The organism is Marinobacter sp., from assembly GCF_052094685.1.
Classification (GTDB): Bacteria; Pseudomonadota; Gammaproteobacteria; order Pseudomonadales; family Oleiphilaceae; genus Marinobacter.
Window position 1 is genome coordinate 1 of record NZ_JBQDKB010000005.1, and the last position, 15948, is coordinate 15948.

The window sequence follows — 15948 nt, forward strand, 5'->3', positions numbered from 1 at the left end:
TGCAGGATTTACTGTCACAGGATGAAATTGATGCGCTCCTTCATGGCGTAGATGAAGGTGACATTGATACCTATGAAGAAAGCGACGAAGCCGGGGTAAAATCCTACGATCTTGCCAGTCAGGATCGTATTGTACGGGGCCGAATGCCCACGCTGGAAATGATCAACGAGCGCTTCGCCCGCTATACCCGTATCAGCTTGTTTAACCTGCTGCGCCGTAATGCGGATGTCTCCACTGGCGGCGTTCAGATTATGAAGTTTGGCGAATACATACATACTCTGTACGTGCCCACCAGTCTGAATCTCTGCAAAGTTCGCCCGCTGCGGGGAACCTCCCTGTTTGTTCTGGATGCCAAACTGGTGTTCAAGCTGGTTGATAACTTTTTCGGCGGCGAAGGGCGGCACGCAAAAATTGAGGGCCGAGAGTTCACGCCCACGGAAAATCGCATCGTACAGATGGTGCTTAACCAGATTTTTAATGACATGCAGGAAGCTTGGCAGGCAGTCATCAAAGTGGATTTTGACTACCTCAGTTCCGAGGTAAACCCGGCCATGGCCAACATTGTCAGCCCCAGCGAAGTGGTGGTGGTCAGCACTTTTCATATCGAATTGGATGGGGGTGGTGGTGAGCTGCACTTTGCCTTGCCCTATTCAATGATTGAGCCCATTCGTGACGTGCTAGACGCCGGCGTGCAAAGTGACATTGATGATATTGACGAACGCTGGGTGGGTGCGCTGCAAGAAGATATCAAAGAAGTCGAGGTGCCGATCAATACCACGGTCTGCCGGCGCAAGATTTCCTTAAGAGACATCGCCAAACTGAAAGCCGGCGACATCATCCCCGTAGAGGTGCCTGAGCACCTGACCGTTACCGCCAATGGCATACCCATATACAAGGCAACCATGGGCACCCGAGACGGAAAACTGGCGCTGAGAATTCATGAGCGGGCACCACGCCCCAAGGTAAAAAAACAACTGAAGGTAGGACGCAATGGCTGACGACAACAAAGACGGTCAGGAACTGAGCGAGGACGAAAAGCTGGCAGCCGAGTGGGAAGCGGCCATGGAAGAGTCCGGCGATGAAGGCTCCGAAGAATCCCGGGGTGATGAGTGGGCCCAGGCTATGGAAGAAGCCGGAGAAACAGGCGATGAAGCCGGCGACAGCAACGTCTTTACTGCGCCCATGGAAGAGTTTGGCGAAGGTACCCTGGCAAATCAAGGCAGCGGACCACCGCCAGACCTGGATGTGATTCTGGATATCCCAGTCAGCATTTCCATGGAAGTAGGGAACACCCAGATACCTATTCGCAATCTTCTGCAACTGAACCAAGGCTCGGTGATTGAGCTGGATCGGCTGGCGGGCGAGCCGCTAGATGTGCTGGTTAACGGCACGCTCATTGCCCACGGCGAAGTGGTTATGGTTAACGAAAAGTTCGGCATTCGCCTAACCGACGTGATCAGCCCAGGCGAACGCATCAAGCGGCTGCAAAAATAGTATGTGGGTAAAGACAGCGGGTGTGTCACTGCTCTTATTGGTGGCACCTGTAGTTGCAGAAGAGACGGCTAAAACCCCGCAGAGCGTGGCCGCTAACACCACAGGCAGTGCGCCAGATACCATGGGTACTTTGCTTAGCCTTGGGGCTGGCTTGCTTGCGGTGATCGCGATCATCTATGGCTGTGCCTGGATCATCCGCAGAATGAACGGCATGACAGGCATGAACAACAATGCCATCAAGGTTGTCTCTGTGATGGCCATCGGAGCCCGGGAGCGTATCGCTTTGGTTGAGGTGGGTGGCCAGCAGATCCTTTTGGGTATTACGCCTTCCTCCATACGCACACTGCAGGTCTTTGACGAGCCGGTTGTGGATACCAGCAGCGGGAATACCGGAGACTTTGCCAAGCGCCTGCAAGGCATGATTGGTAAATCCTGGACGGCTCCGAGTAAGGAATGATTAGCCCTATGATGGTGGCCACACTCAAACGATTCATTCCGCTCTTTGTTGTGCTCGCAGGCCTGTTCTGGGCGCCGTTGGCGTTCGCGGATTTGCCTGGCATTCCCGCGTTTACGATGCAGCCGGGTGAGGGCGAAGGCGTTGAAGAATATACCGTAACCCTGCAGATCTTGGCGCTGATGACCGCGCTGACCTTTCTGCCAGCCATGCTGATGATGATGACATCGTTCACCCGCATCATCGTGGTGTTTGCGATTCTACGCCAAGCACTGGGCTTGCAGGCTACGCCTTCAAACCAGATATTGCTCGGCCTGGCATTGTTTCTCAGTATTTTTATCATGAAGCCGGTACTTGAAGAAGCCAACGAGGTGGGGCTGCAGCCGTATTTACAGGAAGAGGTAACGTCTCTGGAGGCTGTTGAGCTTGCCAGTGCGCCGTTCAAGGAGTTCATGCTGGGGCAAACCCGGGAAGACGATCTCGCTCTATTCATGCGTATTGCAGACGTTGAGTACGACACTGCACAGGATGTCTCTTTCTGGATACTGATGCCCGCTTTTGTCACCAGCGAACTCAAAACGGCGTTCCAAATCGGGTTTATACTGTTTATACCGTTTCTGATTCTGGACATGGTCGTGGCCAGCGTACTCATGGCTATGGGTATGATGATGCTGTCACCCATTATTATCTCGCTGCCGTTCAAGATCATGCTGTTTGTTCTGGTGGATGGCTGGGCCCTGATTATGGGCACGCTGGCCGCCAGTTATGGGATATAGGCCGGTGATTAAAAATAGGCCGGTTCTTAAAGAAAGGAGAGCGCCATGACTCCGGAAACCGTTATCGACATCATCCGGGAAGCACTATGGATGATTGTCCTTTTCGCTTCCGTAATTATTGGGCCTGGCTTGGTGATTGGCTTGGTGGTCAGTACTTTTCAGGCGGCCACACAGATAAACGAACAAACCCTCAGTTTCTTGCCGCGGCTACTGGTAACACTCATCGTGATCATTGTTTTGGGACCATGGTTGCTGACCAAGCTTCTGGACCATGCGCACCGGCTTATCTCCAGTATTCCTTACCTGATTGGCTGATTCATGACCCCTGCGGAAATTAATGCAGACATGCTCGGCCAATGGGTGGGGCAGCATCTTTGGCCACTGTTTCGCATGGCCAGCTTTCTGATGGTCATCCCCATTTTTGGTACCCAGTTGGTGCCCGCCAGGGTGCGCTTGGGGCTAGCTCTGTTAATGACCATCCTGATCGTGCCCATGATCCCAGAAGTGCCTAAGGTTGAGGCCCTGAGCGCTGATGCGGTCGTTATCACCCTGCAACAGATCCTGATTGGCGTGGGTATGGGGTTTGCCTTGACGGCTCTGTGGCAACTGTTCGTGGTGGCCGGCCAGATGATCGCCATGCAAATGGGCCTGGGCTTCGCCTCCATGGTCGACCCGGCCAACGGTGTTAACGTACCTGTGCTGGCGCAAATCTACACCATAACCGTTACCCTGTTGTTCTTGGCTATGAACGGCCATCTTGTGGCGTTCGAAGTGTTTATCGAAAGTTTTCGCACTATGCCCATTGGCATGGAAGGCCTGGGCCAGGTAGGTGTTTGGGAGTTGGCGCATCGTATAAGCTGGATGTTTACCTCCGCCATGTTGTTGGCGTTGCCGGCGGTGACGGCTGTACTCATTGTCAGCATATCCTTCGGCGTAATGACCCGGGCCGCCCCCCAAATGAACATTTTTGCATTGGGTTTCCCAATTGGCCTGATTTTTGGATTGTTCTCCATATGGGTGTTGCACGCCAATTTCCTGCCGCACTTTCAGGAATACACCGAGCAAACCTTTGAGTTTATGAGAGGCTTGCAGGGGCAACCTTAGCGAACCAGATACCCCCAGAGTTAACATATGGCTGAAGACGACAACAGTCAGGAGAAAACCGAAGAGGCCACCCCCCGAAGGCTCGAAAAAGCCAAGGAGGATGGCCAGACTGCCCGTTCAAAAGAGCTGGCTACCATGGCTGTACTGATTGCCGGCGCCGGCGGGATGTTGATGTTCGGGGCTCAGCTGGGCGCCTCCATGGAAGGCATCATGCGGGATAGTTTCACCCTGGAGCGTTCTGCCATATTCGACACTCGGCACATGAGTGTTCAGCTAATTGCTTCCGCCAAAGATGCCGCCTGGGCTCTTGCGCCAATTCTTTTGCTCCTGCTCATCGCCGCCATTGCCGGCTCTATCGGCATAGGTGGTTTGCTGTTCAGCGGCAAAGCTATAGCCCCCAAGCTCAATCGCATGGACCCCATCAAAGGCTTGGGCCGGATGTTCTCCGCGCGGTCCCTGATCGAATTGGTCAAAGCCATCGCCAAAGTCGGCCTGGTTATGGCCATAGCTATTTTAATCCTGAACGCTCGCACCGAAGACCTGCTTGCGATTGCAGACGAACCTGCGATACCGGCCATGGAGCACGTACTCTGGACGCTTGGTTGGAGTTTTTTCGTGCTCTCCTGCGCCACGATTATCATTTCATTGATCGATGTGCCTTTTCAGATTTTTGATCATCAGAAAAAGCTGCGGATGACCAAGCAGGAAGTAAAAGACGAATACAAAGACTCCGAAGGCAAGCCTGAGGTCAAAGGCAAAATCCGTCAGCTTCAGCGTGAAATGGCTCAACGCCGGATGATGCAGGACGTGCCCACGGCTGATGTGGTTATCACTAACCCGACCCACTATGCGGTGGCATTGAAATACGACCCGGATTCCATGGGGGCCCCGATGGTGGTCGCCAAAGGTAACGATCAAACCGCCTTTAAAATCATGGAAATTGCCCGTGAGCACAAAGTTGAAATCTTGCGCACGCCACCGTTAACGCGTGCCGTTTACCACAACAGTGACATTGGCGAAGAGATTCCAGACGGCCTGTACATGGCCATCGCACAGGTGCTGGCTTACGTGTTCCAGCTCCGACAGTTCCGCAAGGGGCGTGGAGATAAGCCTGGTATGCCTGATTTTCCGATTCCCTCGAATATGCGTAGGGATGTTTAAGTCTGCACCCGCCTGCGAACACCTGAACTAACAGGCTACTCGCAGGCACACTGGCATTGTCACTCGTCGTTGTGCTCGTAAATCGCCTTGCCCCACGCCTCATGGCTGCCAGGCAGTACCAGGTTCAGAATAATGGCCGCCACCGCGCAAAGCGCAATGCCTTCCAGATGGCCCATTACCATGCCACCAATTCCGAATACCAGCGTAACAGCTACAATCACCAGGTTACGGGCCTCAGACAGATCTACCTGATGGCGGATCAGTGTGTTTAGGCCCACCACCGCAATGGAACCAAACAGCAGGCATAGAATGCCCCCCATAACCGGTACCGGAATGGTTTGCAGCACGGCGCCAAATTTGCCAACGAATGCCAAAATGATGGCTGTACCCGCGGCCCACCACATGATTTTCGGGTTGAAGTTGCGTGTCAGCATCACCGCGCCGGTTACTTCCGAGTAAGTGGTGTTTGGCGGCCCGCCGAGCAGCGCGGCTGCGCTGGTTGCCAGGCCGTCGCCCAGCAGGGTGCGGTGCAGGCCTGGTTTTCTCAGGTAGTTTTTGCCGGTTACGTTACCAATGGCCAGAATGTCGCCAATGTGCTCAATGGCGGGAGCAATGGCCACCGGCACCATAAACAGAATGGCGCCCCAGCTGAACTCCGGAGTTATGAAATTGGGTACGGCCAGCCAAGCGGCTTCTCTAATTGGGGTGATATCCACAATGCCCGCAAACGCCGACAAGATGTACCCAACAACGACCCCGAACATGATCGGAACCAGCCGGAAAATCCCCTTGGCCCATACCGACATAATCACCGTTACCGCCAGAGAAATCATGGCGATCCACAACGCCGTAGTTTCCGGAACCAGCTGCACGGCGCCGTCTCCCGTGCGGCCAGAGGCCATTTCTACCGCAACCGGGGCAATGCCCAAGCCGATGGTCATAATCACCGGGCCAATAACCACCGGTGGCAGCAGTCTACGAATAAATGCCGTACCGCGCAGGCGCACCAAGCCGCTAAGCACGATATAAAGGATGCCCGCAGCCATCAGGCCGCCCATGGTCTCTGCCATGCCAAACTTGCCCTTGGAGGCAATGACCGGGGCAATAAAGGCAAACGATGACGCCAGAAAGATGGGAATTTGCCCGCCGGTTACAATCTGGAAAATGAGGGTGCCAACACCGGCCGTAAACAGCGCAACGCTTGTGTCCATACCTGTAATAAGCGGCATGAGCACGAGTGCGCCAAAGGCTACAAGCAGCATTTGTGAGCCGGCAAGAGCCTGTTTCCAGGTTGAACCGTTAGTATGGTCTTCCATAATCAGACATCCTTTTGCTTGGTGCCGAAGATTTTGTCGCCGGCATCACCAAGTCCAGGCAGGATATAGCCTTTGTCATTCAGGCAATCATCTACAGACGCTGTATAAATGGACACATCTGGGTGCTTATCCAGTACGTTCTTTATGCCTTCAGGCGCGGCCACGAGAACCAGGGCACGGATTTCAGTGCTTCCGGCTTTTTTTAGCACATCAATGGTGGAGATCATTGAGCCGCCCGTAGCAACCATTGGATCAACGATCAGCGCCATGCGCTCGTCCAGTTCCCCAACCAGCTTTTCCAGATACGTACTGGCTTCCAGGGTTTCTTCATTACGAATCTGGCCCACCACGCTTACCCTTGCCACTGGGATCAGGCTCAGAACCCCATCCAACATGCCCAGGCCAGCCCGTAGGATGGGGACAATGGTGATTTTCTTGCCGTGGATCTGTTCCACGGTCACGGGTCCAGCCCAGCCTTCAATAGTCTTTTCTTGAAGGTTGAAATCTTTCGTCGCTTCGTAGGTGAGCAGAGCGCCGACTTCCTGTGCCAATTCACGGAAGTTCTTGGTGCTGATGTCGGCACGGCGCATCAAGCCAAGTTTGTGTTGGATCAGGGGGTGTCTTACCTCGTGGATCGGCATGGGGTCACCTGCTTGGGTCTGGGAGTATGGGTTGTGGGTTTCAATGTGTCGTTTAAGTGGCGCAAGGATACCGCATCTTACAAGGTGAGTCAGGCAAGCAAAGCCACCTCTCGATCGAAAAGCTGAACACGGTGGTATGGATCTTGCGGTATGACTGTGAAAGACGCACATGTGTCAGAAATTCGGCCCTGAAAACGCCTTCAGAAACAGTGAATCGGAGATGCTTCCGGCATGGACAAAGCTTTAGTCCTTAATAACGTCAAATCCCTGACGCGGGGCAACCTCGGCGTACCCGTAATGTTGATGGGGCTACTGGGCATGATGATTCTCCCCATGCCAGCCTTTTTGTTGGACGTATTCTTCACGTTCAATATTACGCTCTCGATTGTCATTTTGTTGGTGTGTGTCTACGCACTGCGGCCCATGGAATTTGCCTCCTTCCCAACTGTGTTGCTGGTGGCAACTCTTTTGCGGCTGGCGCTTAACGTGGCTTCAACCCGGATTGTTCTGCTGGAAGGGCATGAGGGCGGAGATGCTGCAGGTAAGGTTATCGAGTCTTTCGGCGCGGTGCTGATTGGCGGCAACTACGCCGTGGGTTTGGTGGTGTTCGCCATTTTGATGATCATTAACTTTTTGGTTGTCACAAAAGGTGCTGGTCGGGTTTCGGAAGTAAGCGCGCGTTTTACCCTGGACGCAATGCCAGGCAAACAAATGGCAATTGATGCCGACTTGAATGCGGGCCTGGTTAACCAAGATGAAGCCAAGCACCGGCGCGAAGAGATAGCTCAAGAGGCGGATTTTTACGGCTCCATGGACGGTGCCTCTAAGTTTGTGAAGGGGGATGCGGTTGCTGGCCTTTTGATTCTGGCCATTAATATTATTGGTGGTGTTGCCATTGGTATGATCCAGCACGGTCTTGGCTTTGGGCTGGCCATGGAGCGATACGCGCTGCTCACCATTGGTGACGGCCTGGTGGCTCAGATTCCCTCACTGCTGCTTTCTACCTCTGCCGCCATCATGGTCACCCGCGTAACTTCCAGCCAGGATATGGGCGGCCAGATTCTGCAACAGATGTTTACTGCCCCCAAGGCGTTGGCGATTGCGGCGGGTATTCTCATTCTTCTGGGTCTGATTCCTGGCATGCCCCATGTGGCCTTTCTTGGGCTCGGTGGCCTTGCCGCGGCGGCCGCCTGGTTTATCTGGAAAAAAGACCGGCAAACCGTGGAAGAGGGTGGCACGTTCCCTGGCCGTGGTGGCGCCGGTGTGTTGGCTGGCTCCGGGGGCCGCGATGCGCCGCTGGCTGGCGATGCCGGTGGCGACCCAGGTCGTCAGTTACCCGCGCCGGGAGAAACCCGGGAGCTGGGCTGGGACGACGTAGCAACGGTGGATATTGTTGGGCTAGAGGTCGGCTACCGCCTGATCCCGTTGGTTGATAAATCTCAGGGTGGGCAATTGCTAAGCCGTATAAAGGGTGTGCGTAAAAAACTGTCCCAAGACATGGGCTTTTTGATGCCCTCTGTGCACATTCGCGACAATCTGGATCTCATGCCCAATGTGTATCGCATTACTTTGATGGGCGTAACCATTGCAGAAGCAGACATTCACCCAGACCGGGAGTTGGCAATTGACCCAGGCCAGGTGTTCGGAAAAATAGAAGGCATAGAAGGCAAAGACCCTGCCTTTGGATTGGATGCGAGTTGGATTGAGCCAGAGAAGAAAGACCAAGCGCAAACGCTGGGTTACACCGTGGTGGATGCCAGTACGGTTGTTGCCACGCACCTGAACCAAGTGCTGCAAAAACATGCCCACGAACTGCTGGGCCACGAGGAGGTTCAAAAGTGGTTGGATCAGCTAGAAAAGGTTTCGCCCAAGCTGGCGGAAGAGCTGGTGCCAACCACAGTTACTATCAGTCTGTTGCTGAAAGTACTGCAGAACCTGCTGAAAGAAGAAGTGCCCATTCGGGATATGCGCTCCATTGCCGAAGCTATGGTGAATGTGCATCCCAGGAGTCAAGATCCAAAGCTTTTGACCACTGTGGCGCGTCAGGCGCTGCGTCGAATGATTGTTCAGAGCATTTGCGGCAATGATCAGGAGATACCTGTAATTACCTTGGATCCGGATCTGGAACAGTTATTGCTAAAGTCTGTTCAGCAGAGTCAACAATCTGGCGGCCAGGAAGATATAGGCATGGTTCTGGAGCCAAATATGGTGGAGAAGCTGCAGCGCTCGTTGCAAGACAGCGTTCAGCGCCAAGAAATGCTGGGTAAACCCGCCATTTTGCTGGTATCTGGCCCCTTGCGGCCGGTGCTTGCAAAGTTTGCCAGTTTTGGTGTGGAGCGACTGCACGTGCTCTCTTACCAGGAAATACCGGATAACAAGCAAATTACGATCGTGGCGTCCGTGGGCCAGTAAGCACGCGGATGAAAGAACGGACAGCGCAGTGAGCGCGTTGCCGGCGGAGGATGCAATATCATGAAAGTGAAACGTTTTTTTGCCAAGAGCATGGCCGAAGCACTGAAGCAAGTCAGTGAACAAATGGGGCCTGATGCTGTCATCCTTTCCAACCGGCGAGTAGAGGGTGGCGTTGAAATCGTCACTGCGCTGGATTACGACGAAAACATGGCGCGCCAGAGTCTGGGCGAGCAGGCCAGTGAAGCTACCAACGGCGCCCGCCTTGCTGAAATGCAGGCAGAGCGACACCGCCGATTGGAGGATGAGCTAACCCGCTCCCGTACCCGCATTCGCGAAGTGCGCGAAAACCGGGTTGAGCGTAGCCAGGGCTATTCCGATACGTCATTCGCAGATTTGAGTGAAACGTTGAGTGACGGCGTTGAGAAGCCGGTTTCCTCAGGCGTCAGCAGTCATACAGACTATTCCGATGAGCTGGTACGCATGCGTGCAGAAATCAGCTCATTGCGAGATCTTATGAGTGGTCAGCGTAATGAGCCGGTGAAAACCGGCATCAGCGCGGTTCAGCAGCGGCTCGCAGAGCGGTTGCAAGAGTTTGGTTTGGGCTCGGATCTGGCGGGCTCGCTTTCCCGTCGACACAGGGGCGGAAAGCTGGATGATGGCTGGAAGCAGTCTTTAAAAATGCTCGCTACAGGCGTGCGCACGTCCCGTCAGGAGTGGTTGGATGAAGGTGGGGTTTACGCATTGGTCGGCCCCACCGGTTCTGGCAAAACCACCACAATTGGTAAGTTGGCTGCCCGTTATGTACTGAAGTACGGCGCCGATTCTTTGGCGCTGGTCACTACAGACCGTTACCGGGTTGCTGCACATGAGCAGCTTTTCGTGTTCGGCCGTATTCTGAACGTTCCGGTTCGGGTGGTGGATGAAAGCAACACGCTGGATGACATTCTTGATGAGTTGTCGGATCGTCATCTGGTGTTGATTGATACGGCGGGGCTAACCAGTTCCGATAAAGGTTATCAGGAGCAACTGACAGAGTTGGCTCGCAGTCATCATAACGTACGTACGCACTTAGTGGTTTCTGCAACCAGCCAGCCGCGTATTATGAAATCCGTCTGGCATTGCTATAAGATGGCTAATCTTGCGGGCTGCGTGATGACTAAAATAGATGAGGCTCTGACTCTGGGCGAATCTCTGGGCTTTGTGATGGAAACCGGGTTGCCAGTTGCCTACTACACCGATGGGCAAAAAATCCCGGGAGATCTGCATCATGCTGAGGCTGTCCCGCTTGTACGCTTGGCGGTCGAACGTCTGAAAAAGCTTCAGCAGCAGACAGCAACAGAAAAAAAGATGCTTGGCATAGAGCGTTCACGCGAAATGGCATAAAGTTTTGAAGATCTGAGTTGTCCCCGGCTATGAATGAAATCCGGCTAAACGTGGCGAGAGATAATAAATAGTATGAGCAAAGCACATCCGGTACAGGTGATAGCGGTCTCCGGCGGCAAAGGCGGGGTTGGTAAAAGTAATATTTCGGTCAACCTTGGTATAGCTCTAGCCCAAAAAGGTCGACGTGTTGTTTTGCTCGATGCCGACCTTGGTCTTGGCAACCTTGATGTGCTGCTTGGCGTCACTGCCAACAATACCTTGCAGGATGTTTTGGCTGGTAAATGCGACCTCAGAGATGTTTTGGTTGATGGCCCGGGTGGTGTCAAGATTGTCCCGGCCTCATCCGGCACTCAGCGCATGACTCAGCTCAGTACTATGGAACATGCCGGCCTGATCAACGCATTCAGCGAGCTGGGTGATCAAATCGACGTGCTTATTGTGGACACCGCGGCCGGTATTTCAGAATCGGTTGTGAGTTTCCTGCGAGCGTCTCAGGAACTGTTACTGGTGGTTTGTGATGAGCCAACATCCATTACCGACGCCTACGCACTCATTAAATTGATGAATCGTGACTACGGCACCAACCGCTTCCGCATCCTTGCCAATCAGGTGAACAGCGAGCAGGAAGGCCGCCATCTCTTCGAAAAGCTGACCCGAGTCACTGAGCGCTTCCTAGATGTGGCGCTGCAATATGTGGGTATGGTGCCTTATGACGAAGCCGTGAAGAAAGCGGTTCAGCGCCAAAGAGCTGTACTGGATGCTTATCCTCGGGCTAAAGCCTCGCTTGCGATCAAAGCATTGGCTGACAAGGTGGAAAGCTGGCCGCTACCTTCATCTCCTCGCGGACACTTGGAGTTTTTTGTGGAGCGGCTCGTCGAAGTCTGAAACGGATCCCGTCAAAACAACACCGGATGCACATGACATTGGCGAAAAATCTGGGAATCTACCACCAGGCAGGCGTGAAAAGCCCCTCAGAACTTATTGAGACGCACGCGCCCCTGGTTAAGAAAATTGCACTTCATCTCTTGGCACGGCTACCGGCATCGGTACAGCTGGATGACCTAATGCAAGCAGGCATGATCGGCTTGCTGGAAGCCGCGCAACGCTACAGCTCAACCAAGGGCGCAACCTTTGAAACCTATGCGGGCATACGTATTCGTGGCGCCATGGTGGACGAGATTCGTAAGGGCGACTGGGTGCCACGCTCTGTTCATCGGAATGCTCGCCGGGTTGCTCGCGCTATTAAGGCTGTTGAAGATCGCTTGGGCCGAGAAGCTCAAGATCTTGAGGTGGCTGAAGAACTTGATATGGAGCTTTCTGAATACCATTCCACTCTCGCTGATACCAACAGTGGGCGACTTTTTAGCCTTGATGAGCTCAATGAATCCGGAGAGCTGCCGATAGAAGAAGCACAGACCAGTGATAATCCATTGGACGGACTGGCTTCTGATGCGTTTCGAAGCAGCTTGGCAGCCGCTATTGAGCAGCTTCCAGAGCGGGAAAAGCTTGTGTTGAGCCTGTATTACCAGGAAGAACTAAACCTCAAGGAAATTGGCGCCGTGCTTGGTGTTAGCGAAAGTCGAGTCAGCCAGATACACAGCCAAGCTGCGCTGCGGTTGCGAGGCAGGCTTTCTGAATGGCGCGTTGAAGAACACAACTAAGTCAGAACAAAGTTTCAAGATCGTGCCGGTGTGTAGTATTTGGTAACCGATGCTTTACAAGCGTGATAAAGATCAGACAATAAGTGGTTAAACCAGCGGCCTGCTACACGTTGAGCGCAAAGGTCAAACGAATTCCGGGTCTTATTAACTGGAGGTCCCTTTGGACAAGAACATGAAAATTCTCATTGTGGATGACTTCTCCACAATGCGGCGGATTATCAAAAACCTGCTCCGTGATCTGGGCTTCACCAACACCGATGAAGCAGATGATGGCAACACAGCCTTGCCCATGCTTAAAAGTGGTAAGTACGATTTCCTGGTGACCGATTGGAACATGCCCGGAATGTCCGGCTTTGATCTGCTCAAAGCGGTACGGGCTGATGAAAATCTGAAAACCCTCCCTGTTTTGATGGTTACCGCCGAAGCCAAGCGCGATCAGATTGTGGCCGCTGCCCAGGCTGGCGTGAATGGTTATGTTGTGAAGCCTTTTACGGCCGCCGTTCTCAAAGATAAAATCGAGAAAATCTTTGAGCGAATCCAGTAAACAGCTATCGGACGGCTCGTATGAGTGATGACAAAAAAGATCACCGAGGTCTTGAGACAGAGGTGACTGAAAAGCTCCGGCAGCAGGCTGCGGAGCTGATGGAAAGTGTTGAAGGCGGGGATTATGCCCGCTCCATGACCCTGATCAATGAGTTGAGCGACGTCAGGGATCAAAGCCTTTATCAAGAAGTTGGCCGCCTGACCCGAACGCTACATGAGGCAATCCGCAACTTTCAGATAGACCCCCGCAGCCAAGAGCAGAAAGAAGTACTGTCGGTGATGACAGACGCTTCAGACAGGCTGGCATACGTTGTTCAGATGACAGGTCAGGCTGCCAATCGCACCATGGACCTGGTTGAAGAGAGTATGCCAATTGCCCACGCAGTGCGCGATGAAGCGAGCTCGTTAAGGGAAGAATGGCAACGTTTGGGCCGCCGCGAAATGCAAGCGTCTGAATTTCGGGAACTGTATGGCCGTATTGACGCTTTTTTTCTGAGCGTTACTAAGGACGCAGACACTATTTACAACAGTCTCTCCGAGATCTTGTTGGCGCAGGATTTCCAGGATCTGACAGGCCAGGTGATTCAGCGCGTTACTGCGCTGGTAAAAGAGGTGGAAGAGCAGATGCTCAGCCTGGTGGTGATGGCCAGCCATGTTGACCAGCTCACCGGTACGGTGCATCAACTTGAAGGCCAGGAAGTCTCCGCCGAGCTGGGTGTGGGGCCTCAGATAAATGCTGAAGAGCGTGAAGATGTAGTCTCGGGACAAAACGACGTAGACGATCTGTTGTCCAGTCTCGGTTTCTGAACATATGAGGTTAACCCATGGCGTTTGATGCCGATGATGAGATCCTGCAGGACTTCCTTATAGAAGCCGGGGAGATTCTCGAGAAGCTGTCTGAGCAGCTTGTTGATCTTGAACAACATCCAGATGACAGCGATCTGCTCAACGCCATATTTCGCGGGTTTCATACCGTAAAGGGTGGCGCGGGCTTTTTGCAGTTAGATGCGCTGGTTAACTGCTGCCATTCTGCTGAAAATGTGTTCGACATTCTGCGTAACCACAAACGTGCGGTGGATTCGGAGCTGATGGACGTTGTTCTGGAAGCTCTGGACTACGTGAACGCCATGTTTGATCAGGTGCGTAATGGCGAAGTGCCCCAGGCCGCGCCCGACGAACTGATTGCCGCACTGGATGCGCTTGCCCAGCCCCAAACTGCTGCGGAACAGTCGAGCAACCAACCGGTAGAAGCCCCTAAGCCAGCCGAATACGAACAAGACGGCGGTGATATTACCGACGATGAATTTGAGAAACTGCTGGATGCTTTGCACGGGGAAGCGCCGGTTTCTGGCCCAGGCAAGAGCCAGGCGGCCGAGCAACCGGTTGGTATTAACGACGGTGCCGGCAGTGGTTCCGGTGACGACATCACCGACGATGAATTTGAAGCTCTGCTGGATGAGTTGCACGGCAAAGGCAAGTTTGCGGCGCAAGCTGGCGCAGAAGAAAGTGCCGATGATTCAGGTAATGAGACACAAGCAGCGGGCAGTGATGGTCAGCTGATCACTGACGACGAATTCGAAAAGCTGCTGGACGAGCTTCACGGCAAAGGCGGAAGCCCCACAACTGAGGGGGCTGGCAGCAAGCCTGCGCCTGCGTCCCAAAAGCCAGTTAAAGCCGCGAAGCCCGAGCCCGAAAAAAGTGTCGAGGTGAAGTCCGCAGCCAAGGTGCCTGACAAAAAGGTGGCCCCTGCTGCGCCAGCCAGAGATTCGGCGCCTGCTGCAGAAACAACGGTACGCGTTGATACCAAGCGCCTGGACGACATCATGAACATGGTGGGTGAACTGGTGCTGGTCCGTAACCGACTCCAGCGCTTGGGCTCCAATAGTGAAGACGAGCACATGCACAAGGCGGTATCCAGCCTGGATGTGGTAACCACAGATCTTCAGGCTGCGGTTATGCAAACTCGAATGCAGCCAATCAAAAAGGTATTCGGCCGATTCCCGCGGGTTGTTCGTGATCTTGCCCGGGGCATGAAAAAAGAAGTGAATCTGGTGATGCATGGCGAGGATACAGACCTCGACAAAAACCTGGTTGAAGCGCTTTCAGACCCCCTTGTTCACTTGGTTCGGAACTCTGTAGATCACGGCATTGAATCGCCAGATGCACGGGAAAAAGCCGGCAAGCCGCGACAGGGTACTGTGACTCTCTCTGCCGAGCAGGAAGGGGATCATATTCTCCTGTCCATCGATGACGATGGTGCAGGCATGGATCCTGAGCTACTGCGCCGTAAAGCAGTAGAGAAAGGACTGTACGATCAGGACGCTGCTGACCGCCTTACGGATACCGAGTGTTTTAACCTCATTTTTGCAGCAGGTTTCTCCACCAAAGAGCAGATCTCAGACGTCTCAGGCCGAGGCGTGGGCATGGATGTGGTGAAAACCAAGATAAACCAGCTTAACGGCCAGCTCAGCGTTGTTTCAGCATTGGGTAAAGGCTCGCGCATTATTATCAAGGTGCCGCTGACTCTGGCGATTATGCCAACGCTGATGATTATGCTTGGTGATCAGTCTTTCGCGTTGCCGCTGGTTAACGTGGTGGAGATTTTTCACTTGGATCTGACCCGCACCAACATTGTGGATGGTCGCGAGTGTATTGTTGTGCGCGACAAGGTGTTTCCGCTGTTCCATGTGAAGCGCTGGTTGGTTAAAGGCTCTACCGGTGCGGGTGACACTCAAAACGGGCATGTTGTGATCGTTGCCATGGGTACCCGCCAGGTTGGCTTTGTTGTTGATCAGCTGGTCGGTCAGGAAGAAGTTGTTATTAAGCCGCTAGGTCGCGGGCTGCAGGGAACACCGGGCATGGCTGGTGCGACGATTACCGGTGACGGTCGCATTGCGCTGATTATTGATGTTCCCAGCTTGTTACAGCATTACAGTTGAGGGTTTTCCATAGCAGCTGAGGGCTCTTGATTAGAGCTGAAGGCTCTGTGGAACAAAGGACTTT

Annotated in this window: 16 protein-coding genes; 14 read left to right on the forward strand and 2 right to left on the reverse strand. The window is 53.6% G+C overall.

The genetic code is table 11. The features are described 5' to 3' along the window. From fliM to flhB, 7 genes are all read left to right on the forward strand, one after another. On the forward strand, positions 1–998 hold a 998-nt coding region (fliM, locus tag ACTH3S_RS01900), incomplete at its 5' end, for a flagellar motor switch protein FliM (RefSeq protein WP_441807330.1). Beyond that, entirely contained in the window at positions 991–1494 is a 504-nt protein-coding gene (fliN, locus tag ACTH3S_RS01905) for a flagellar motor switch protein FliN (RefSeq protein ID WP_441807331.1), read from the forward strand. The genes fliM and fliN, both read left to right, overlap by 8 nt. 1 nt (position 1495) lies before the next feature. After that, complete coding sequence (fliO, locus tag ACTH3S_RS01910) at positions 1496–1951, forward strand: flagellar biosynthetic protein FliO (protein ID WP_441807332.1); 456 nt, start codon at positions 1496–1498, stop codon at positions 1949–1951. Between the two features lie 8 nt (positions 1952–1959). Then, positions 1960–2724, forward strand: coding sequence for a flagellar type III secretion system pore protein FliP (fliP, locus tag ACTH3S_RS01915; RefSeq protein ID WP_441807399.1), 765 nt, complete (start codon positions 1960–1962; stop codon positions 2722–2724). 45 nt (positions 2725–2769) lie between these two features. Beyond that, entirely contained in the window at positions 2770–3039 is a 270-nt protein-coding gene (gene fliQ, locus ACTH3S_RS01920; RefSeq protein WP_071267679.1) for a flagellar biosynthesis protein FliQ, read from the forward strand. A gap of 3 nt (positions 3040–3042) precedes the next feature. Then, entirely contained in the window at positions 3043–3828 is a 786-nt protein-coding gene (gene fliR / locus ACTH3S_RS01925) for a flagellar biosynthetic protein FliR (RefSeq protein ID WP_441807333.1), read from the forward strand. Positions 3829–3855: 27 nt separating this feature from the next. Beyond that, complete coding sequence (gene flhB / locus ACTH3S_RS01930; protein ID WP_441807334.1) at positions 3856–4989, forward strand: flagellar biosynthesis protein FlhB; 1134 nt, start codon at positions 3856–3858, stop codon at positions 4987–4989. 59 nt (positions 4990–5048) lie between these two features. Here flhB and ACTH3S_RS01935 read toward each other — a convergent pair whose 3' ends face one another. Further along, positions 5049–6305 (reverse strand): uracil-xanthine permease family protein, encoded by a 1257-nt coding sequence (locus ACTH3S_RS01935; protein WP_441807335.1) that lies wholly within the window; start codon positions 6303–6305, stop codon positions 5049–5051. Between the two features lie 2 nt (positions 6306–6307). Beyond that, a complete protein-coding gene (gene upp / locus ACTH3S_RS01940) occupies positions 6308–6946 on the reverse strand; it encodes a uracil phosphoribosyltransferase (RefSeq protein WP_441807336.1) in 639 nt (212 codons plus the stop codon). A gap of 231 nt (positions 6947–7177) precedes the next feature. On the opposite strand from upp, the gene flhA reads away from it, so the two are divergent. From flhA to ACTH3S_RS01975, 7 genes are all read left to right on the forward strand, one after another. Beyond that, the gene (flhA, locus tag ACTH3S_RS01945) at positions 7178–9358 is read left to right on the forward strand and encodes a flagellar biosynthesis protein FlhA (protein WP_441807337.1); all 2181 of its coding nucleotides are present in this window, start codon (positions 7178–7180) and stop codon (positions 9356–9358) included. Between the two features lie 60 nt (positions 9359–9418). Continuing rightward, complete coding sequence (gene flhF, locus ACTH3S_RS01950) at positions 9419–10741, forward strand: flagellar biosynthesis protein FlhF (protein ID WP_441807338.1); 1323 nt, start codon at positions 9419–9421, stop codon at positions 10739–10741. A 72-nt stretch (positions 10742–10813) separates the two neighbouring features. Continuing rightward, positions 10814–11626: a MinD/ParA family protein gene (locus ACTH3S_RS01955; protein ID WP_441807339.1), complete on the forward strand. Its 813-nt coding sequence runs from the start codon at positions 10814–10816 to the stop codon at positions 11624–11626. A gap of 32 nt (positions 11627–11658) precedes the next feature. Next, entirely contained in the window at positions 11659–12402 is a 744-nt protein-coding gene (locus ACTH3S_RS01960) for an RNA polymerase sigma factor FliA (RefSeq protein ID WP_441807340.1), read from the forward strand. Between the two features lie 160 nt (positions 12403–12562). Further along, positions 12563–12946 carry a chemotaxis response regulator CheY gene (gene cheY, locus ACTH3S_RS01965; RefSeq protein ID WP_441807341.1) on the forward strand — a complete coding sequence of 128 codons (384 nt, stop codon included), beginning with the start codon at positions 12563–12565 and terminating at the stop codon, positions 12944–12946. Positions 12947–12966: 20 nt separating this feature from the next. Beyond that, complete coding sequence (locus tag ACTH3S_RS01970) at positions 12967–13752, forward strand: protein phosphatase CheZ (RefSeq protein WP_441807342.1); 786 nt, start codon at positions 12967–12969, stop codon at positions 13750–13752. Between the two features lie 17 nt (positions 13753–13769). Continuing rightward, positions 13770–15884 (forward strand): chemotaxis protein CheW, encoded by a 2115-nt coding sequence (locus ACTH3S_RS01975; RefSeq protein WP_441807343.1) that lies wholly within the window; start codon positions 13770–13772, stop codon positions 15882–15884. The last annotated feature ends 64 nt before the right edge of the window (positions 15885–15948 follow it).